Annotated in this window: 15 protein-coding genes; 6 read left to right on the top strand and 9 right to left on the bottom strand. The window is 67.9% G+C overall.

From position 1 onward, the window contains the following. Positions 1 to 16: 16 nt before the first annotated feature. Positions 17 to 604, bottom strand: a complete 588-nt coding sequence (locus tag H3H39_RS10590) for a DUF4337 domain-containing protein (protein ID WP_182153329.1) — start codon at positions 602 to 604, stop codon at positions 17 to 19. A gap of 84 nt (positions 605 to 688) precedes the next feature. Beyond that, complete coding sequence (locus H3H39_RS10585) at positions 689 to 2,158, bottom strand: type VI secretion system contractile sheath domain-containing protein (RefSeq protein WP_182153328.1); 1,470 nt, start codon at positions 2,156 to 2,158, stop codon at positions 689 to 691. A 208-nt stretch (positions 2,159 to 2,366) separates the two neighbouring features. Between H3H39_RS10585 and H3H39_RS10580 the strand changes: the two genes are divergently transcribed. From H3H39_RS10580 to tagF, 5 genes are all read left to right on the top strand, one after another. Next, positions 2,367 to 2,756: a DUF4280 domain-containing protein gene (locus H3H39_RS10580; protein ID WP_182153327.1), complete on the top strand. Its 390-nt coding sequence runs from the start codon at positions 2,367 to 2,369 to the stop codon at positions 2,754 to 2,756. Positions 2,757 to 2,827: 71 nt separating this feature from the next. After that, positions 2,828 to 4,774: a type VI secretion system Vgr family protein gene (locus tag H3H39_RS10575; protein ID WP_182153326.1), complete on the top strand. Its 1,947-nt coding sequence runs from the start codon at positions 2,828 to 2,830 to the stop codon at positions 4,772 to 4,774. Between the two features lie 17 nt (positions 4,775 to 4,791). Beyond that, on the top strand, positions 4,792 to 6,411 hold the full coding sequence (tagH, locus tag H3H39_RS10570) for a type VI secretion system-associated FHA domain protein TagH (protein WP_182153325.1): 1,620 nt from the start codon (positions 4,792 to 4,794) through the stop codon (positions 6,409 to 6,411). A gap of 32 nt (positions 6,412 to 6,443) precedes the next feature. Beyond that, positions 6,444 to 7,775, top strand: a complete 1,332-nt coding sequence (tssK, locus tag H3H39_RS10565) for a type VI secretion system baseplate subunit TssK (RefSeq protein ID WP_182153324.1) — start codon at positions 6,444 to 6,446, stop codon at positions 7,773 to 7,775. Positions 7,776 to 7,796: 21 nt separating this feature from the next. Continuing rightward, a complete protein-coding gene (tagF, locus tag H3H39_RS10560; RefSeq protein ID WP_229217966.1) occupies positions 7,797 to 8,519 on the top strand; it encodes a type VI secretion system-associated protein TagF in 723 nt (240 codons plus the stop codon). On the opposite strand, the gene H3H39_RS10555 is transcribed toward tagF, so the two are convergent. After that, positions 8,503 to 9,375: a PP2C family protein-serine/threonine phosphatase gene (locus H3H39_RS10555; RefSeq protein WP_220461499.1), complete on the bottom strand. Its 873-nt coding sequence runs from the start codon at positions 9,373 to 9,375 to the stop codon at positions 8,503 to 8,505. The two genes, tagF and H3H39_RS10555, sit on opposite strands and share 17 nt — an antisense overlap. Positions 9,376 to 9,496: 121 nt before the next feature. On the opposite strand from H3H39_RS10555, the gene H3H39_RS10550 reads away from it, so the two are divergent. After that, a complete protein-coding gene (locus H3H39_RS10550; protein ID WP_182153323.1) occupies positions 9,497 to 12,214 on the top strand; it encodes a serine/threonine protein kinase in 2,718 nt (905 codons plus the stop codon). 17 nt (positions 12,215 to 12,231) lie between these two features. Here H3H39_RS10550 and H3H39_RS10545 read toward each other — a convergent pair whose 3' ends face one another. The 6 genes from H3H39_RS10545 to H3H39_RS10520 form a co-directional block, all read right to left on the bottom strand. Beyond that, complete coding sequence (locus H3H39_RS10545; protein WP_182153322.1) at positions 12,232 to 12,909, bottom strand: hypothetical protein; 678 nt, start codon at positions 12,907 to 12,909, stop codon at positions 12,232 to 12,234. After that, positions 12,906 to 13,958 (bottom strand): ABC transporter substrate-binding protein, encoded by a 1,053-nt coding sequence (locus H3H39_RS10540; protein WP_182153321.1) that lies wholly within the window; start codon positions 13,956 to 13,958, stop codon positions 12,906 to 12,908. Before H3H39_RS10540 ends, H3H39_RS10545 begins: the two co-directional genes overlap by 4 nt. After that, a complete protein-coding gene (locus tag H3H39_RS28340) occupies positions 13,955 to 15,949 on the bottom strand; it encodes an MFS transporter (protein ID WP_182153320.1) in 1,995 nt (664 codons plus the stop codon). The genes H3H39_RS10540 and H3H39_RS28340 overlap by 4 nt, the downstream gene beginning before the upstream one ends. Beyond that, the gene (locus H3H39_RS10530; RefSeq protein ID WP_182153319.1) at positions 15,946 to 16,635 is read right to left on the bottom strand and encodes a hypothetical protein; all 690 of its coding nucleotides are present in this window, start codon (positions 16,633 to 16,635) and stop codon (positions 15,946 to 15,948) included. Before H3H39_RS10530 ends, H3H39_RS28340 begins: the two co-directional genes overlap by 4 nt. Positions 16,636 to 16,775: 140 nt before the next feature. Then, positions 16,776 to 17,702, bottom strand: coding sequence for a lipase secretion chaperone (locus H3H39_RS10525; protein WP_182153318.1), 927 nt, complete (start codon positions 17,700 to 17,702; stop codon positions 16,776 to 16,778). Positions 17,703 to 17,712: 10 nt separating this feature from the next. Beyond that, on the bottom strand, positions 17,713 to 18,627 hold the full coding sequence (locus H3H39_RS10520; protein WP_182153317.1) for a lipase family alpha/beta hydrolase: 915 nt from the start codon (positions 18,625 to 18,627) through the stop codon (positions 17,713 to 17,715). Between the last annotated feature and the right edge of the window lie 100 nt (positions 18,628 to 18,727).

Raw genomic sequence — 18,727 nt, 5'->3', positions numbered from 1 at the left:
TCCGGGACGTGGGTGGCTAGGACAGCAGGGCGATCAGGCCGTTGGGGTGGATGGACCAGCCGGCCAATCCGGCCAGGCCCATCAGCACGCCGAACCCCGTGGGTACCAGCGCGGCGAAATACAGGCCGCGTTGCTGGGTGAGGGCGGTGACGGCCAGCAGCGAAATGGCGATGGCCAGCAGGGTGTCGGACAAGTCGAACTGGTCGTCGCGGAAGTTGAGGGCGTCGTAATCCTTCTGGTCCTGTTCGGCCGTGGCCTTGGCTTCGGCCTTTTTCTTGAACTGGTCGGCCGCCAGCGCCTGGTATTCGCTGATGGCGGCCTGGTAGCCTGCCTGTTCGCCGGCGGGGCGGCCGGCGGCGGACAGCTTGAGCTGGGTGACGGTGGCACGCGCCACCTCCTCGCGCAGGTTGCGGGCCTGGTAGAAGTTCCAGTGGTCGACCCGGTTGGCCTGGGCTTGTTGCATGGCCTGGTTGATGTTGTCGTCCTTGACCTTGCAGATGCCCATGAAGGTGGCCAGCAGGGCCACCGTGATGGCGACGGCGGCATTGAGCTTGCCGCCCGTTGGCGTGTCATTCTGGGTGTCGATGATATCCATAGCTTCCATGTGTTTTCCGGTTGCGCAAAAAGCGGCTACGGTAGCATGTCCCTTGGCGGCCGGCGGCGCGGATTTGTAACGGATCTTTGCTGCTTAGCTTTGCCAGCGGCCGGACAGCGCCTTTGGCGGCTGCGCCAGCGACTGGCAGCGCTGGAAACGGGCCGCGTTGCGGTCGCGCAGGCTGCGCAGCGGCATCAGGCCCTGGCGCAGCATGGCTTCGGCGGCGCGGTCGGACAGCCACGTTTCGGCGCAGGCTTGCATGCGCGCTTCGCCGTCGCGGCGGAAGGTGTGGGCCGGCAGGTCGCCCAGCTCCAGTTGGCCGCCCGGTTCCATGTCCCAGCCTTCGGCGTTGAACGATTGCCCCAGCAGCAGGGCCAGGCCGAACGCGGCGTTCCCCCACAGGTAGTGTTCATGATCGAGCTGGCCGTCCGCTTCTTCAAAATTGAAGTGTTCGATGCGGTCCGTCTGTTTGCCATAGGGCAGGCGCAGCAGCATGCGCGGCAGGGCCAGTCCCAGCCAGCTGGCGTGCGGGCTGGCGCGCAGTGCTTGCCAGCGCTCGCTGGCCGCGGGCGCGGGCGCGGGCCAGTCATCGGGATCGGGCGTGGCGGCCAGCTGTGCGCATCCGAGCACGCTGTCGCAGGCGCCGGCCAGCAAGGGCGCGCCGGCCTGGCTGGCCAGCGCGGCCAGCGCCGACAGCGATTGCACATCGTCTTCGCTGTCGTTGAAATGGTAGTCGCCCACCAGGATGGACCAGGGCGCGCTATCCGGCCACTGGCGCGGCTGCTCCACCAGCAGTTGGTACAGCGCGCTTTGCCGCAGCTCAGGGCCGGCGGCCCGCAGGTCGGCCGCCAGTTCATCCTTGCCGATATCGACCAGGTGCAGTTGCAAGCCGCTGTCGAGCTCCAGCCCCGTCACCAGCGTGTGGACGCCACGCCACGCCGCCTCCAGCCGCTGGAACGCGGGCGCGTGCAGCAGTTCGCGCATGCGCTGGCCGATCACGCTGTCGGCCGCCGCCAGATAGCTGGACTGGCGGGCATCGGTGGCCGGCACCGCGCCCACCAGCACCTTGACCAGGGCGTCGAAATCGTTCGGGCTGGCGGCGGAACGCACGGTGCCGCCCAGCAGGCTGGCGAAATCACTGCCGCCGCCGGTGCTGGGTGTGGGGGCAGGCGTGGCCGAAGGGACGGGCGGTGGCTGCATCTGGGCGGCGGCGGCCGCGAAAGTGGCAGGACAGTTGAGGCGCTGGCGCTGGTTGCGCAGCGGCTGGAAGACGTCGGCCTGCTGGTATAACTGGTCGGGATGGAAGTCGTCCAGGCACTGGAAGCGCAAGGTGGCCGGGGCGCCGTCCAGTGTCAGCGCCAGCGCGGGTGCGCAGCGGGCCATGACCTGGTCGAAGTTATCGAGGTCGATACGGTGGATGGGACGGCGGGCCAGCGGGCTGTCCGGCACCCGGCCCGAGAAATCGCCCAGCACCAGCATGCGCATGGGCTGTCCCGGCGCCGCCGGTTCCGCGTCATGGCCGGGCAATGCAAGCTGGAATTCGAAGATCAGCGATCCTGCCATGTCAGCCTCCTGAGGTACGTCGTCCGTGCTTCGTCCTGGCGTCGTGCCGGCGTGGTCGATGCGCCACGCACGGCCGGGTTTTGGTATGCCAGCTTACCCTAAAACCTTTCCTTTCTTACAGTTTTATCGGTCATAATAGGCCACACTAGCTAATCACCAGCAACAAGCGACTACCAACAGCAACGCTCAGCAACCAGCGGAGGATGCGATGCCGAACCAAGTGTCGATGGGAGCGATGATGACCTGTACCTTCGGGGCGGCGCCGTCGTCATTGGTCGTATTGCCGAAAAACAAGGTGCTGGCCGAAGGGCCGCCGGCGGCCAACATCATGGATCATATCCCGCTGGTCAACATCCTGCCGTTCGGGGTGTGCAGTTCGCCGGCCAATCCCACCGTGGCCGCCGCCACCGCCGCCGCACTGGGCGTGCTGACGCCCATGCCCTGTATTCCCGCCACCTCGGCGCCGTGGGTGCCAGGCGCGCCGACGGTGTTGATCGCCAATATGCCGGCGCTTGACAACGTCTCCAAGTGCATGTGCAACTGGGGCGGCGTGATCGCATTCAGCACCCCCGGCACCACCAAGACCATGATACCCTGAGCCGACGCTGAGTCCGCACCTGGTCCGCACCTAATCCGCACCTAATCCGCACCCTAGCCTGAGACGCCGCCATGCCGATCACCCAAGTCAACCGCGAAGTGGATGTGAGTACTGAACTGGGCGCCGACGTGCTGCTGTTCGACCGCATGAGCGGCACGGAGCAGTTGGGCCGCCTGTCCGAATACCGCGTGCAGCTGGTGAGCACCCGGCCCGACATCAAGATCGCCGATGTGCTGGGCAAGCCGATGGGGGTGCACCTGGATCTGCCCAACGGCGGCAAGCGCCACTTTGGCGGCGTCGTCACGCGCTTCGCCAGTTGCGGCTGGAAGGACTCTTTGTGCCGCTACGAAGCCGTGGTCCATCCCTGGCTGTGGTTGTTGACCCGCTCGTCGAACTGCCGCATCTTCCAGGACAAGTCGGTGGTCGATATCGTCAAGGCCGTATGCGGCGACGCGGCCTACGGCGGGCTGGTGGAACTGGATGCCGGTTCGCTCAGTGGCACCTACAATGCGCTCCCTTACTGTGTGCAGTACCGCGAGACGGACTTCCAGTTCGTGTGCCGGCTGCTGGAAACGGCGGGCATCTACTTCTACTTCTCGCACGAGGAGAGCAAGCACACCATGGTGCTGGCCGATTCCTACGGCGCCCATACCACGATCTCCGGTTACGCGACGGTGGAGTATTCGGGCGAGGTGGGACGGCGCATCGTGGACCAGGAAGCCGTGTATGGCTGGGAGGCGGCCGGCGCCATCCAGGCCAGCAGCTATGTGCTCAACGATTTCGACTTCGAGAAGGCCGCCTCCAGCAACAGCGGCGGCTTGCGGGTGAAGTCCACCATCGCCGCCGCGTTCTCGCAGCAGGCTTACGAGATGTATGACTACCCGGGCGGCTACGTGGTGGCCGGCGACGGCACGGCATTGGCGCGCGGGCGCATGGAAGCGCTGCACGGGCAGTGCGAGGAAATTGTGGCCGACACCAATGCGCGCGGCCTGTATCCGGGCGGCCTGTTCGCGCTCAAGGAGCACCCGCGCAGCGACCAGAATCGCGATTACCTGGTCACCTCGGCCCATTATGAGCTGGTTGGTGACGACTACAGCACGGGCGGCGGCACACCGGCCGACATGCAGTGCCGGTTCACGGCCATCGGCAAGGAGCACAGCTACCGCGCGCCGGCCCATTACGACAAGCCAGTGGTGCGGGGGCCGCAGACGGCCATGGTGGTGGGCAAGGCGGGCGAGGAGATCTGGACGGACAAGTATGGCCGCGTCAAGCTGCAGTTCCATTGGGACCGCGACGGCAAGGAGGACGAGAACAGTTCATGCTGGGTGCGGGTGGCGCAGGGCTGGGCCGGCAAGGGTTGGGGCGCCATGTTCCTGCCGCGCATAGGCATGGAGGTGATCGTCAGCTTCCTGGAGGGCGATCCGGACCGGCCGCTGGTGACGGGTTGCGTCTACAACAGCGACGCCATGCCGCCTTACGACCTGCCCGCCGAGCAGACCAAGTCCACCATCAAGAGTAATACCTCGAAGGGCGGCGGCGGTTTCAACGAGATCCGCTTCGAGGACAAGAAGGACGCGGAGGAGATTTTCGTCCAGGCCGAGAAAGACTTCAACCGGGTGGTGAAGAACAACGACACGCTCAAGGTGGGCTTCGAGAAGGCCGACAAGGGCGACCAGACCATCTCCATCAAGAACGACCAGAACATCGACGTGGGCGGCAACCAGGGCGTGAAGATCACGGGCGACCAAAGCCTGGACGTGACCGGCAACCAGACTGTGAAAATCACGGGCGACCAGAAGGTGACGGTGTCCAAGACCATCGTGATCGAAGCCACCACGTCGATCGAGCTGAAGGTGGGCGGTAGCAGCATCAAGATCGAGCCGGCCAAGATCACCGTCAAGTCGCCCGAGATCATGGTGGAGTCGGATGCCAACACCACCATCAAGGCGGGCGCCATGATGCAGATAAAATCGGGCGCCATCATGACCATCGAAGGCGCGCTGGTCAAGATTAACTGAGCGATCCTATCCAACCGATGCCACTGACCCTGCGTATCCAGTCCTATCAAAAGCAAGCGCCGGCGCTGGCCGTGGCGCGGCGCTTCGACCAGTTGGGCGGCACCATCGGCCGCGCCGCCGGCAACGACCTGGAGCTGCCCGATCCGGGCAAGTACATCTCCCGCAATCATAGCAAGGTCGATTACGTGGACGGCCATTTCGTGCTGACGGATATGGGCAGCAATCCCACCTGGGTCAACGAAGCGCCGCTCGGCTTGGGCAAGAGCGTGCGGCTGCGTCATGGCGACGTGCTGCTGATCGGCGACTACGTGCTGCTGGCCGAAGTGGACGAGAGCGCACCGCCCGCCATCCCCGTTTTCCAGCCCGAGACGTCGGATGCCTTGCCGTTCCAGGCGCAGCCGGCGGCGGCCGACGCGTCCGCGCCCGGATTTGGCAACGAGGAATGGCATGACACGCTGGCCGGCGCGCAAATACTGGATGCGACGGGGAGCTTCAATGCCAGCGTGGCGCCGTCGCCGGATGATCCGCTGGGACTGAACATCCAGCATGGCGGCCGTGGGCGGGGTGCCACGGTCCCCGCGTCGGTGTTTCGTGGTTCGGAACCGGACCATGTGGCGCCGCAATTCGTGCCCATGCCGGGCGTGCTGATACCGGCGCCTGGTCCGGCGGCCGCTGTGCCCGCGCCCATACCCGTGGCGCCGCCTGCCGCACTGATCCCTGACGATTTCGATCCACTGGCGTCCTTCGTCCCGCCCCGTGTGGTGCGGGAGGCGGAAACGGTCTACGCGCCGGCGCCCGTGGTGGTCGCGTCGGCTGTGCCAATGCCCATACCAGCGCCCGTGACAGTGCAAGTGCAGGTCCCGCCGCAGGAAGCGGTGGCGGTGCATGTCCACGTTCAGACCCCCGCAGCGCCTGCGACGCCAGGCGTGCCTGTGATGGCTGCGGCCGCGCCACCGGCGGCCCCGGAACAGGTACTGCCTGTCGCCGCACCCGCACCACTGGCATCGCCTGTCGCCGCAGCGGCGGCCGTGCCGCCCGGTAGCGCGGACCAGCAGGTGCTGCAAGCCTTGCTGCGCGGCCTCGGCCTGCCCGACATCACGCCATCGCGCCCGCCCGCCGAAACGGCGGAACTGGTGGGCGCCATGCTGCGCGAAGCCATGTCGGGCACCATGGCCGTACTATTGGCGCGCGCCATGACCAAGCGCGAATCGCGGCTGGAAGTGACGGTGCTGGGCGCGCAGGCCAACAATCCGCTCAAGTTCTTCCCCGATGCCGAGATGGCGCTGAGCCAGATGCTGGCCGGCTCCGTGGGCGGCTACATGCCCCCCGTGAAGGCCGTCGCCAGCGCCTTCGACGATCTCAAATCGCACGAGCTGGCCGTGATCGCCGGCATGCGGGCCGCGCTGGCGGGCGTGCTGGGGCGCTTCGACCCGGCCCGGATCGAAGCGGCCATGGAACCGGGCGGGGTGATGGACAAGATGATGAGCGCCAGCCGCAAGGCCAGGATGTGGGACCGCATGGTGGAGCAGTACGCCACCATCGCGCGCGAGGCGGACGACGACTTCCAGCGCCTGTTCGGCGACAAGTTCGCCGCCGCGTATGAGGAACAGATAGCAAGGCTGCAGCACAAGCACTGAACCAACCGAACACTTTGCCGAAGCGAGAAACCATGTCATGGAATCGTAAAGTCATCTGGTCCGAAGGGATGCTGTTGCAGCCGCAGCACCTGCAGCAGCACGACCGTTACCTGCAAACCCAGCTCGAAGCGCGCGTGGCGAGGATGCGGCCCTACGCCTGGGGCTTCTCCTCGCTGCGGATCGACGAACAGCAACTGGCGCTGGGCAAGCTGGCGCTGTTGTCCTGCCACGCCGTGCTGCCGGACGGTACGCCGTTCACGCTGCCGGCCGACGACGACCTGCCGCTGCCGCTCGATATTCCCGAGGATGCGCGCAACGTGCTGGTGGTGCTGGCGCTGCCGGTGCGCCGGCCCGGTATCGCGGAGACGGGCAACAGTCCGGCGCCCGACAACTACGCCCGCTACGGCACGGTGGACCACGAGGCGTGGGACAGCAACGGCATCGACAACAGCGCGTTGATGCAAGTGGGCCGGCTGCGCCTGCGGCTGGCGCTGGAGCCGGAAGTGGCCAACGCCTACGCCTGCCTGGGCGTGGCGCGCGTAATTGAGCGGCGGCCGGACAACCGTCTGGTACTGGACCCTGAATACTGCCCGCCATGCCTGGACTTGCGGGTGGCGGCCCGCTTGGGCGCGTTCGCCGATGAACTGGTGGGCCTGTTGCATCAGCGGGGCGATGCGCTGGGCAACCGGCTGTCGCAGCCCGGTGCGGCCGGCGCGGCGGAGATCGCGGACTTCCTGCTGCTGCAACTGATCAACCGCAGCGAACCGCTGTTCGGCCACCTGGCCACGATGACGGGGCTGCACCCGGAGGATTTCTTCCGCGAGGCGGTGCAACTGGCCGGCGAACTGGCCACCTTCAGCCCCGTCAACAAACGCGCGCAGCAGTATCCGGTGTACCGCCACGAGCAGTTGCGCGAGAGCTTCCAGCCGGTGATCGATGATTTGCGCGAGGCGCTGTCCATGGTGCTCGATACCCACGCCGTCCCCATCCCGCTGGAGGAACGCCAGTTCGGCATCCGGGTGGCGGTGCTGCGCGATCCGGAGCTGGTCAAGTCGTCCACTTTCGTGCTGGTGGTGAATGCCCAGGTGCCGCCGGAAACCATCCGTTCCACCTTCCCGCGCCAGGTGAAGATCGGTTCGGTGGAAAAGATCCGCGACCTGGTCAACCTGCAACTGCCCGGCATCGCGCTGCGGCCGCTGCCGGTGGCGCCGCGCCAGTTGCCGTTCCATGCCGGCTTCACCTACTTTGAGCTGGACCGCAACAGCGAATACTGGCAGCAGCTTACCACCTCGGCCGGATTCGCCATGCACGTGGCGGGTGAATTCCCGGGATTGCAGATGGAGTTCTGGGCCATCCGCAAGTGACGCGACATGGGGACCAAGGCCATGGATGACGCACTCTCCGCCACCGCCGCCGCCGCGCCCGCGGCATTCGGGATGACGGCCGGCTTTTTCGGCAAGGTGGTGACGCACGGCGATTTCGTGACGCGCCGGCTGCCGCCCGCGCTGGTGGGCTTGTGGGATGCGTGGCTGCAGGCCGGGCTGCAAGCGAGCCGCGCGCTCCTGGGCGCGCGCTGGCTGGACGTCTACCTGACCAGTCCCGTGTGGCGTTTCGCGCTGGCGCCCGGCGCCTGCGACGAGCATGCGTGGGCCGGCGTGCTGATGCCCAGCGTGGACCGGGTGGGCCGCCACTTCCCGTTGACCATCGCCGCCGGTGCGCCGGGCGGGGCGGCGCTGCTGGACTGGCTCGCGAACGGGCAGGATTGGTATGCGCAGGCCGAGGCGCTGGCTTTGTCGACGCTGCAGGAGGGCTTCGCGCTGGACCGTTTCGACAGTGCCGTGCAGGCGCTGGCGCCATTGCCCGATGCGGCGTTGCCGGGTCAGTTGGGTGGTGCGGACTGGCGGGTGGAGCTGCCGTCGTTCGATGCGCTGGCAGCACTGGCGCCCCGGATTTCAGCGGCCGCCTTGCGCGGCCATAGCCTGTGGTGGACGGAAGGATCGGCCGAAGTGGCGCCATCGCTGCTGATGTGCCGGGGTTTGCCTGGACCCGAACTGTTTGGCGGTATGCTGGCCGGCGTCTGGCCACAGGCCGTCAGCCCGTGCACTTGACCAGCAGGGCCGTGATGTTGTCCCGGCTGCCGTCGCGCTTGGCCATCTCCACCAGCGCCGCGCAGCAGGCATCCAGATTATGCTCGGTGGCGCTGGCCAGGATGGTTTCGATCCGGCCCGGCGCCGATTCGCCGTACAGGCCATCGCTGCACAGCAGGTAGACGTCGCCCGGCATCATCACCTGCGATTGTAGCTCCGGCACCAGGTCCGGCCCCGGCCCCAAGGCTTGCAGCAGCAGGTTGCGCGGCGGGAGCGGGGTGTGGGCACCGGCGTCCAGCGCCTGCTGGTACAGCGTCTGGTCGCGGGTCAGTTGCACCATGCGACCCTGGCGATAGCGGTACAAGCGGCTGTCGCCTACATGGAACACGAACATGGGGCCATCCGGCGGTAATTGCCACAGGCCCGTCAAGGTGGTGCCCATGCCGCTGCCGTCGGCGCGGTCATGGGCCAGGTTGGTCTGGTACATGCGGTCGTTGGCGTATTCCACCGCGTCGTGCAGGGTGATCATGGCCTTCATGGCGGCGTCGGACCAGGTGGCGTCAGGGTCGGCCAGGGCCGGGTCGAACGGCGTGGCGCGGAACATGGGGACCGTGGTTTCGCTGCCGGGCGGAGTGGCGTGCGCGGCCTGTGCGGCGCGCACGAAGTTGTAGACCAGGTTGAGCGCGTCGGCGCTGGCGATCTCGCCGCCATTGTGGCCGCCCATGCCGTCCGCCACCATCACCAGCCCCAGGTCGGGCGCGATGAAGAAATTGTCCTGGTTCGATTCACGCACGGTGCCGATGTCCGTGAGGCCGAACGCCACGCCGAAATCGAGGTGGTGCGGCACGGATGGCGATAGTTGTTTCCAGTTATCCAAGGTGTCTCCTGGCCAGAAAAAGCGCAACCGCGAAGATGACTTTTCGCCAGTGGCGAAGTATCCCATGCTAGCATGAGCCATGCATTAGTTCGACGTAAATTCCCGAAAAAAGTGGAGACGCATGGACCGTAGTGCCGACCGTTCCCAATCTGATGAGGCCAGCCAGGCCGCTGGCGCCGCACCGCGCGAGGCTGAGCTGGTGCGCCGGGTGGCCGCGCTGGAGACGGTGGTGGCGCTCGAACGCCAGCTGCGCGAGGTGCACGCGGCGGCGGCCCGCGATGCCGTTAGCCAGTTGGCGGCGCTGCAGGCACAGGTAGGTGGCGCGGCTGCGACGCTGCCGCCGGCACCAGCACCCGATGACGATATCACCCGCCTGGTGCCCGCCGGACCGCAGGACGACGACGCGACCCGCATGGCTCCCGCAGCGCCCGCGCTGACCGACGACGCGACCCGCGTCGCGCCCACTGCACCCGCGACTCCTTTCGATGACGTCACCCGTATCGCCACCAGCGCAATGGGAGCGATCCCAAGCGTATCGCTGGCGGCGCAGCGCATCGACGCCAGCGCCGCCGGCGGCCCGACTGTCGCGCCTTCCGCGCCGCCGCGCAGCGTGCTGCCCGCGGCACCGCCGCCGGTGCGCGCCGCCCCGGGCGAGGAACTGCCGCTGGCGCTGCGTCCCGGGTTCCAGTTATTCGAGTACCGCATCGACGCCGTGCTGGGACAGGGCGGATTCGGTATCACCTATCTGGCCACGGACGTCAACCTGAACACGAAGGTGGCGATCAAGGAGTACCTGCCCGGCGACTATGCCACGCGCGCTTCGGACCATTCCGTGTCGCCGCGCTGGGCCGAGGATAACGATTTCTACCTGAGCGGGCTGGAGAGCTTCCTGGTCGAGGCCCGCACGCTGGCGACTTTCCGCCATCCGAATATCGTGCGGGTGGCGCGCTTCTTCGAGGCCCACCGCACCGCCTACATGGTGCTCGAATATGAGCGCGGCAAGCCGCTCAAGCAGTGGTGGGAAAAGCGCAAATCGATGCCGGAGCAGCAGTTGCTGTCGCTGCTGCATCCATTGCTCGATGGCCTGGCGCTGGTGCACGAATCGGGTTATCTGCACCGAGACATCAAGCCGGACAACATCTACGTGCGCAAGGAAGACGGCAGCCTGGTGCTGCTTGACTTTGGCGCCGCGCGGCAGACGGCCGGCGGCGCGCAGGCCATGGCCGACGTGGTCACGCCCGGTTATGCGCCGCCGGAACAGTACGAAGGTGGTCCGCAGGGGCCGTGGACCGACATTTACGCGTTGGGCGCCACGCTGTATTGGATGGTCACGGGCGCCAAGCCGGCGCCGGCGCCCGAGCGCCAGCAGGGTGTGGTGCAATACGTGCCGGCGCGGCAGGCCGCGGCGGGGCGCTACAGCGAGGCCTTCCTGCTGGCGATCGACCAGGCGCTGATGCTCGATCCAGCGCTGCGGCCGCAATCGATCGCCGATTTCGCCCACGCGCTGTTCGCGGCCCATGCCGGCAGCCTGGGGCTGCAGGATGCGCTGCGGGTGGGGGAAGTGGAGGCGCAACGGCGTTTGTCGAGCGGCATACGGCGGCTGGGCCGGGCCGTGTGGCGGCCTGCTTCCTGGCCGCTGGCGCTGAAGCTGACGCTGGCGCTGGTGCTGGCCGCGCTGCTGCCGATGACCATCACGGCGTATTACAACCTGCGGGCCAGCGTGGCCACCGTGTCGGCCAGCGAATTGCGCAACCTGGAGAGCCTGGCCAAGAGCACGGCCGGCCGTGTGGCGCAACTGCTGGGTGACAGCCGGCACCTGGCCGCCTACCTGGCCGCCGATCCCGTGTTCATCAACTATTTGCGGGCGCCCGGCACGGCGGGGCGCGAGGCCGTCCACGCGCGGCTGGTGAGCGTGGTCAAATCCAACCCCGACGTGCACCTGATGTTCCTCATGAACGCGGCCGGCGATGCGCTGGTGTCCAGCGAACCTGGGGTGGCCGGGCTCAATTTCAAGTTCCGCGAGTACTTCCAGCAAGCCTTGCGGGGCCGTCCCTTCATGACGGGGGTGATCGTCGGGTCCACGGAAGGCAAACCCGGCGTGTACTACGCCTATCCCGTATTCGATACGCGCCACGCCGTGATCGGGGTGGTGGTGCTGCGCATCAAGGGGTCAACCATATCGACCATCCTGGACCAGGTGCGTGCCAAGAGTTCGCGCCTGCCGCTGATGATCGACGGCGACGGGGTGCTGGTGCAGTACGCCGACGAGCGTATGTTGTACCGCAGCCTGATGCCGCTGCCGCCCGAGACGCTGGCGCGCATTGTGGCGGACCAGCGGTTCCGGCGGGAGCGCATCGACAGCCTTGGCATGCCGACGCTGGCGCGCGCCATGGTCGGGGCCCGCGCGACGGGCAGTATCCGTTATCACTCCACACTGACGGACGTGGACGAATACGCCGGTTTCGCACCCGTGGGCGGGCATGACTGGGTGGTGGCGGTGACGGAATCGCGCCAGCGCTTCGAGGCGCCGCTGCGGCACCTGTTCGACCTTGTGCTCTACAGCGTGGGCGCGGTGGGACTGGTATGCCTGCTGCTGGCGTGGTGGTTCGCGCGCGGCATCGTGCGGCCCGTGAAGCGCTTGACGGATGCGGCGAACGCGCTCAAGGAGGGCGATTATGAACGTGCCAACATCCAGGTCAAGGTGACGACAGGCGACGAGATCGGCCAGTTGGCCCGCACTTTCAACGTGATGATCGACGTGCTGCGCCAGCGCGATCGCGAGCAGCGGCGGGGTGGACTAGGACGCAAACGCGGTGGCGCCGGCCAGGGCCAGGGATAGCATTGCAGCGCGACGGACTAGTGCTCCGCGGGCGTCGCGCGGCCGTACTGGATATGCCATGCCTTCGCGGCATCCTGCTGGCAGCCATAACCGAGCAGGCCTTCGGCCAGCGCCATCTGGTGTCCCGCGTGGCTCGCCGTGGGCACGCAATGGGCCAAGCGCCAGTTCGGCTGCGGCCGCAGCAGGTCGCGCGCCATCAGCAACCGGGGCAGGCCGCCATAGACGGTCGCGTAGCCGTGGACGGCAAACCCTTGCAGCAGCAGGCCGCGCAGGCTGCGCATGTTTTCCGGTGCTACCGTGGCCAGCACCAGTGTGCGGCCGAGTGACTGCGCCAGCGCACCGCGCGCGTCGATGGCCACCTGATGCAGGTTGTGGCCGCGCCACGGCGGCAGCGAGGCGGCGCCGTCCAACACGCAGGCCCGCAGCCGGTCGGCCGGCGCCAGCGCCAGCAGGTCGGCCAGGTGCGTCACCGTCTCCGAACGGATACCCAGTACGCCGTAGGCCACCAGTTGGTCACCCATGAAGCAGCCCAGGATACGCCCCAGTTCCTGCACATGCTGTTCGAAATGGGGCAGTTGGTCCGGCCGCACCATGCCGGCCGGCGTGGCCGCGAATACCTGCGCGTGCAGCGCCCAGGCGGCGGACGCTTCCCCGGGCCGCAACGTGCGCCAGTGGAATGGGCTGTCCCCGGTCATCGCATCAGCTCCGCGTAGTTGATCACCTTGAGTGGCGGGTAAAGTTGGAGCTGGTCCGCCACCGACATGTTGACCAGGTAGGAAAAGCGGGCCAGCGTTTCGATCGGGATCGCGGCCGGCGCCATGCGGTGCACGAGAATTTGCGCCGCCTTGTGGGCCGTCAGCCGGCCCACGCTTTCATAGCCCGACACCAGCCCGAACAAGGCTTTGCCGTCGCGCAGGTAGACTTCCGTGGCGGCGAAGGTGGGCAGGCGTTGCGCCAGCGCGGCCATGGTCAGCGCCTTGCGGTTGGCGGCCAGGAAGCTGTCGGGGCCGATGTACAGCAACTGCGTGGCGGCGCTGGACAGGTTCGCCACCAGGCGTGGCAGGGCGCCGGCGTCGGGCTGGCCCTTGGCGTCCGGCGGGACCGGCTTTTCCACCAGCCGCAGGTGGTTTTCACTTGCCAGGGCGCGCCATTCGGCCACGTTCTGTACCGAGTTCGGCTCGGCCGGATTGTAGATCACGGCGATCCGTTCGACGCGGCGGTAGGCGCGGATGGCGCTCAGTTGCTGCGCCAGCGGCACCACGTGGCAGGCGCCCGTGACGTTGCGCCCCGACGAGGACAGCGACGTGACCAGCCCGGAGCCGAGCGGTGACGCCACCATGGTGAACACCACCGGGATGTCCGTCACATGGATGGCGGGATCGATGGCGCCCGCGCGCCCGGCCACGGCCAGCGTGACGGGCGTGCCCCAGGTGTAGATCAGGTCCGCGCGCCGCGCGCGCGCTTCGGCCACCAGTTGCGGTACCTTGCCGATATCCTGCGCCACGTCGCGCACGATCAGCTCGACAGGGATGCCGTTGACGGCGAAGTAGTCGCGGAAGCCTTGTTCCACGGCGCTCTGGCCCCGGTACAGCATCATGTAGATGCGGTAAGGCCGTTGACTGGCGCGCAGTGCCGGCGTGGCCAGCCAGGCGCAGCCCGCGGCGGCGACGCGCAGCACGGCGCGCCGGCGCGGCCCGCGCGGTGTGCCGGACGTGGCGGACATGGCGGACGTCGCGGTGGTCATGACAATTCCTCACGGCGGCGGGGGCGCCGCAGCCGGGATGGCCGCAGCGTGGCCGTGAACAGCAGCGATGACAACAGTCCCACCGCGCCCAGTATCAGCATGGCCTTGGCCGCGCCGTAGCGTGCCAGCAGCACGCCCGTCACAATGGGGCCGGCGGCGCCGCCCAATCGTTCGACCAGGCGGAACACGCCCATCACGGGACCGCGGCCCGCATCCAGCGTCGCGTTGCGCGTGGTGCGCGTGACCAGCACCAGTTGGGCCGAGATGCTCATGGCCTGGCCCACGCCCAGGCCGGCGATGCCCAGCATGACCAGGTCCGCGCTGGCGCCGCGCATGATGGGCAGCATGGCCAGCGCCGTCAGCAGGCCGCCGCCGGCCACCATGGCGGCGTAGGCGTTGTAGCGGTCGGCCAGGTGCGCGAACAGTGGCGCCAGCAGCAGGCAGGAAAGGCCATACAGCATGGTGTAGCGTCCGATGTCGGACTTGGAAAGGCCCAGTTCATTGAGCAGCACCGGCACCAGGAAGATCAGGAAGCCGGAATAGAGGAATTTGGCCGGGATGCCGGACAACACGGTCAGCGCGACGAAGCGCCGGTTATGCAGCAGTTCGCGCAGCGGCGCGCGCTGGCCGGCCAGGGTGACGGCGCCGCGGTTGTCCAGCACCGCGCCAGCGATGAAGGCGGCCACCAGCGCGATGCCGGCGCCCAGCGCGAACACGGGCCGGTAGCCCAGCCGGTCGGCCAGGATGCCGCCCACGGCCGGCGCGCAGATCTCTGCCACCATGATGGCGCCCACGAACAGCGCCATGCCCCGGCCCCGGTTGGCGTTGTCGGTGCTGTCGAACACATAGCCTTGGCAGGCCATGAACATGAGCGCATAGCCGATGCCGGTGACGCCGCGCGCTGCCAACAGCACCCAGTATTGGGGCAACAGGGCGGTGGCGGCCAGTCCGGCGATCACCAGCGAGGCGCCCGCCACATAACTGGTGCGCCGCCCCACGCGGTCGGACCAGTGCCCTGCGGCGGGCATGCTGAGGGCGACGGCCAGCAGGAAGGCGGTCACGGGCAGGCTGGCGCGCAGCCCGTCCGGTAGGGCCATGCCGGGCATGGGCAGCGTGGCCGCATACACGGGCAGGAAGGGCCGCGACAGCATTTCAGCGAACATGAACAGGAAGCTGAGCACCCGCACCAGCACGATTCGTTGCTGCGTCAGTTCACCATCGCCGGCGGCATCGCCAAATTCATATTCGCGCTGCAGTTGCCCCAGCAAGGCGGCACCGGTGTGCGTCTGGCGCGCGCTGGTGGCGAGCCCCGCCAACTTCTCGTAACCCTGGTTGACGGCGGCCGCGATCGCGCCCAGGCGCACGGCCAGCGGCTCGCTGCCTTCGCGCAGGTGGGCGCGGCGGAAGTCACCGGCGGCCAGCCGCGTCATCATGGCGGCGATCTGGCGCATGGGGGCGGTGAAATTGAGGGTGACGACGAACCACAGCACTTCGAATGCGATCAGCAGGCTGGCCAGCAGCACGATGCCGATGTCGTAGCGCAGCTCATGCACGCGCGCGGCCAGGTAGTTGCGGTGCACGCCCACATGCAGTTGGCCGACGATGGCGCCGTGCAGCCGCAGGGGCAGCGGCTGGTCCAGGTAGCCGCCCGGCGGGCCGCCGTCGTCGCCGCCGCCGAACAGCGGCTCGCCGTCGGTGCCGGTCACGCGCACGTAGGCCAAGTCGGGATTCAGGCGCAGCACGTCGGCGAAGTACTCGGGCACACCCACCAGCCGGGGCAACGGTATGCCGTAGCCCAGCGCCCGTTCCAGCTTGGCCGCCAGCGACAGGGCGGCCGTGTGGGCCTTGCTGCCCAGTGCCGGCAGCAGCCGTTCTTCCGCCCGCGTCCACGCGTAATACGACAGGGCCAGCTGGCTGGCCAGCAGCAGCGCCAGCGCGAATGCGAACAGCAGGCGCACCGGCCGCGTGGTCAGGGGCTGGCCGGGCGTCACTGCCGTTCCCCAGACTGCGGGGCCGCGCTGATGGCGTGGGTGGCCTGTTCCAGTTCCCGCAACGCGTCGTCGGCGCGTGCGCGCGCGCGGCTGGCCAGCGCCGCCGCTTCCGGGTCGGGGTGCGGCGGTGGTGGCTGATGGTCGAGGGTGGAGGCGATGCTGTCCACGGTACGGGCGATGCGGCGCATCCAGAGCCGGATCGCGGCCATCGCCAGCAGCGCGCCGGCGGCGGCGATCCAGGCGGCGGCCCGCGTCAGCTGGTCCGCGTAGGCGGCGATCGACAATTCCTCGGCCTGGCGCGTGTAGCGCAATTCGATGGCGCCCATGGCCAGGCCCAGGTTGTTGGACAGGGGCGCGCGCAGGGCCGCGCCGTGGCTGGTGTCGCCGGTGCTGAACACGGGCGCGCCGTGCGTGTCGAGTACGCGGATGCCGACGATGGCGCTGTCCTGGCGCGCCTCCCGCTCGATGGCCGCTTGCGCATTGCCCAAGCCTTTGATGGGCAGGCCCAGGTCCAGCCCCGTTTCCAGGTTGTCGCGCAGGTCGTCGAGGATCAGGTGCAGGCGCGATTGCTCCAGTTCACTAAGCGTGCGATCGAGTTTGCCGACACTGAGGTAGGCGTTCAGACCGATCGCCAGCGCGCCGATCAGGATGAGGGGCGCGCTGATGGTGACGCTAAGCCGGGACATCGCCATGCCGCACCCGTATGATGTAGGATAGGCAACAATTGTAGCACCGAATTTCCGCCGCGCAGCTATCCGTGGGCGCCATTTTGCGGGCCGGACGCAGGGCGTTTGACCCGTCGCAAGGAATGTCGCGGCTGTTGCGCTTATTCGTAGGCCGGCAGCCGCTTTTGCTCCAGCGGGGTGAAGCCGGCGTCGCGCAACTGCTGTAATTCGGCCGCGCTGGGAGGCGTGGCGCGCGCCTGCAGTTGCTGGCGTTGCTGCTGGTAGGCCGCGATGCGGCGCTGCCAGTCGGCCTGGTCGCGGTCCAGCTCCGCCAGCCGGTCGGCGGCACCAGGCGACAGCGTGGCGGCGCGCAACTGGTAGATTTCATTGTCGCCCGCTCCCTGCGCGCGGCGCCGCTGCACTTCGTCCTCCAGCCGCAGCACGCGGGTGGGCGCTTCCCGTTCCTCGCGCAGCGCGGCGGGCAGCTTGGCGTCGAGCGCGGCCAGCTTCTGTTGGCGCTGGGCCGGCGTGAGCGTGGTGTCGGCGTTGATCTCCATGCGGGCGATGGCGTCCGTGTCGTAGGCATCGCTGGCGCCGAACAGGCCGTCGATCTCGTCCTGGCTGAAATAGCGATGGCGCAGCTGCTGCATGGCCTCGAGCCGGGCGCGCGCGCCATCGGTCAGGCTGGCCGGCTTGGGCAGGCTCTTTTCCATATCCACCAGCGCGCGTTTGTATTCCAGGTATTGCGCCAGCAGGCGGCGCGCTTCGGCGGCGGCGGCCGGTTTCAGGCGCCGATCGAGTTCGCGCCCGATCTCGACGCGGATCGCATCGAGCGAGCGCTCGCCCAGTCCGGCCAGGTAGTAGTCGAACAGGTGCGCCAGTTCGGCGTCGACCACCAGCTTCTCGGCGCTGTTCTGGCGCACCTCGCCGTCGGGCGTGGTGCCATCCATCGAACGCACGAACGCGAAGTAGTTGGGGGCGGAGCGGGCTGGCTGGGCCGGCGCCTCCGGCTGGTGCAAGGTGAGGTACAGGGTGCCGGCGGCCAGCGCCAGTCCGCCGGCCCGCAACAGCTTTGTGCGTGCGTTCATGGTCACTCCTTTACAGGCCCAGGCCCTGCAGGCGGTTGGCCTGCTGACGGAACACGGTGACCGGGCTGGTTTCGAACAGGTTGGTGATGCCGATCATCTGGTTCACTTCGTCCAGGTGGTTCATGGCGTAGTCGTCGCGGATCACGCGGCCCAGGTGGCTGGAGCAGCTGCTGACCAGACCATCGTTCTTGGCGCCGTTGAAGGCCAGCGCGGTGAGCGCCAGCACAGGGTCGCTGATGTCGAAAACGTTGGTGTAGGGCTGGGCGCCGCTCCACGAGAAGTAGTACACGCCGTTGACCTGGTAGGCGCCTTCACCGCAGGCGCTGGTGGGCACGCCTTCCGGATGGCGGCTGTTGAAGGCCAGCGTGCCGGCCGTACTGAGCGACTGGGCGGCGGCCACGGAATCCTGCGGCAGGGTGGGGCTGCCGGACAGGAAGCTGATCAGGCCGGCGACGGCGTTGGCCACCGAGTAGGTGACGTCGGGCACGGCGCCGATCAGCACGTCGGCCACGCGCGAACCTTTGTTCACGCCACCGACGCTGCTGACCGAGGCCACCAGGTCGGGCCGCACGGACGCCACGTAACGGGAAGTGGGGCCGCCATGGCTATGGCCGATCAGGTTGACCTTGGTGGCGCCGGTGGCGGCCAGGATTTGCCGGACCTGGGTCAGCAACTGTTCGCCCCGCACTTCCGTGCTGTTGGCGGCCGACACGGTGGTGACGTAGACCTTGGCGCCGCCGCTTTGCAGGCCGGAGGCGATGCCATAGAAGTAGTCCACCGGGCCCAGGCTGTCGAAGCCGAACAGGCCGTGCACCAGCACGATCGGGTATTTGGTCTGGGTGTAGCCGGTGGCCCACGAGGGTGCCGGCAGGGCGGTGAGGGCGATGAATAGCAGTGATACGGTCTTCCAGAAGCGTTTTGTCATGTTGTCTCCGTCAGGTTATAAAGGTTGGAACGGCTGGGGCGCCGCGCACGATGCGCCATGGCGGCGGCAGTCGCACCCCGGCGGCTTCAGTTCCTCCCCG

This window comes from Rugamonas apoptosis (genome assembly GCF_014042355.1).
In the GTDB taxonomy this organism is placed as follows: domain Bacteria; phylum Pseudomonadota; class Gammaproteobacteria; order Burkholderiales; family Burkholderiaceae_D; genus Rugamonas; species Rugamonas apoptosis.
Note: the sequence above shows the minus strand (reverse complement) of the source record. Positions and strands in the feature narration are given on the sequence as shown.

Coding starts and splice junctions, on each gene's coding strand:
- H3H39_RS10585 (WP_182153328.1), bottom strand. CDS start 2,158: ATGGCAGGATCGCTGATCTTCGAATTCCAGCTTGCATTGCCCGGCCAT.
- H3H39_RS10520 (WP_182153317.1), bottom strand. CDS start 18,627: ATGACAAAACGCTTCTGGAAGACCGTATCACTGCTATTCATCGCCCTC.
- H3H39_RS10540 (WP_182153321.1), bottom strand. CDS start 13,958: ATGACCACCGCGACGTCCGCCATGTCCGCCACGTCCGGCACACCGCGC.
- H3H39_RS10575 (WP_182153326.1), top strand. CDS start 2,828: ATGCCGATCACCCAAGTCAACCGCGAAGTGGATGTGAGTACTGAACTG.
- H3H39_RS10590 (WP_182153329.1), bottom strand. CDS start 604: ATGGAAGCTATGGATATCATCGACACCCAGAATGACACGCCAACGGGC.
- H3H39_RS10545 (WP_182153322.1), bottom strand. CDS start 12,909: ATGACCGGGGACAGCCCATTCCACTGGCGCACGTTGCGGCCCGGGGAA.
- tagH (WP_182153325.1), top strand. CDS start 4,792: ATGCCACTGACCCTGCGTATCCAGTCCTATCAAAAGCAAGCGCCGGCG.
- H3H39_RS10550 (WP_182153323.1), top strand. CDS start 9,497: ATGGACCGTAGTGCCGACCGTTCCCAATCTGATGAGGCCAGCCAGGCC.
- H3H39_RS10580 (WP_182153327.1), top strand. CDS start 2,367: ATGCCGAACCAAGTGTCGATGGGAGCGATGATGACCTGTACCTTCGGG.
- H3H39_RS10525 (WP_182153318.1), bottom strand. CDS start 17,702: ATGAACGCACGCACAAAGCTGTTGCGGGCCGGCGGACTGGCGCTGGCC.
- tssK (WP_182153324.1), top strand. CDS start 6,444: ATGTCATGGAATCGTAAAGTCATCTGGTCCGAAGGGATGCTGTTGCAG.
- tagF (WP_229217966.1), top strand. CDS start 7,797: ATGGATGACGCACTCTCCGCCACCGCCGCCGCCGCGCCCGCGGCATTC.
- H3H39_RS10530 (WP_182153319.1), bottom strand. CDS start 16,635: ATGTCCCGGCTTAGCGTCACCATCAGCGCGCCCCTCATCCTGATCGGC.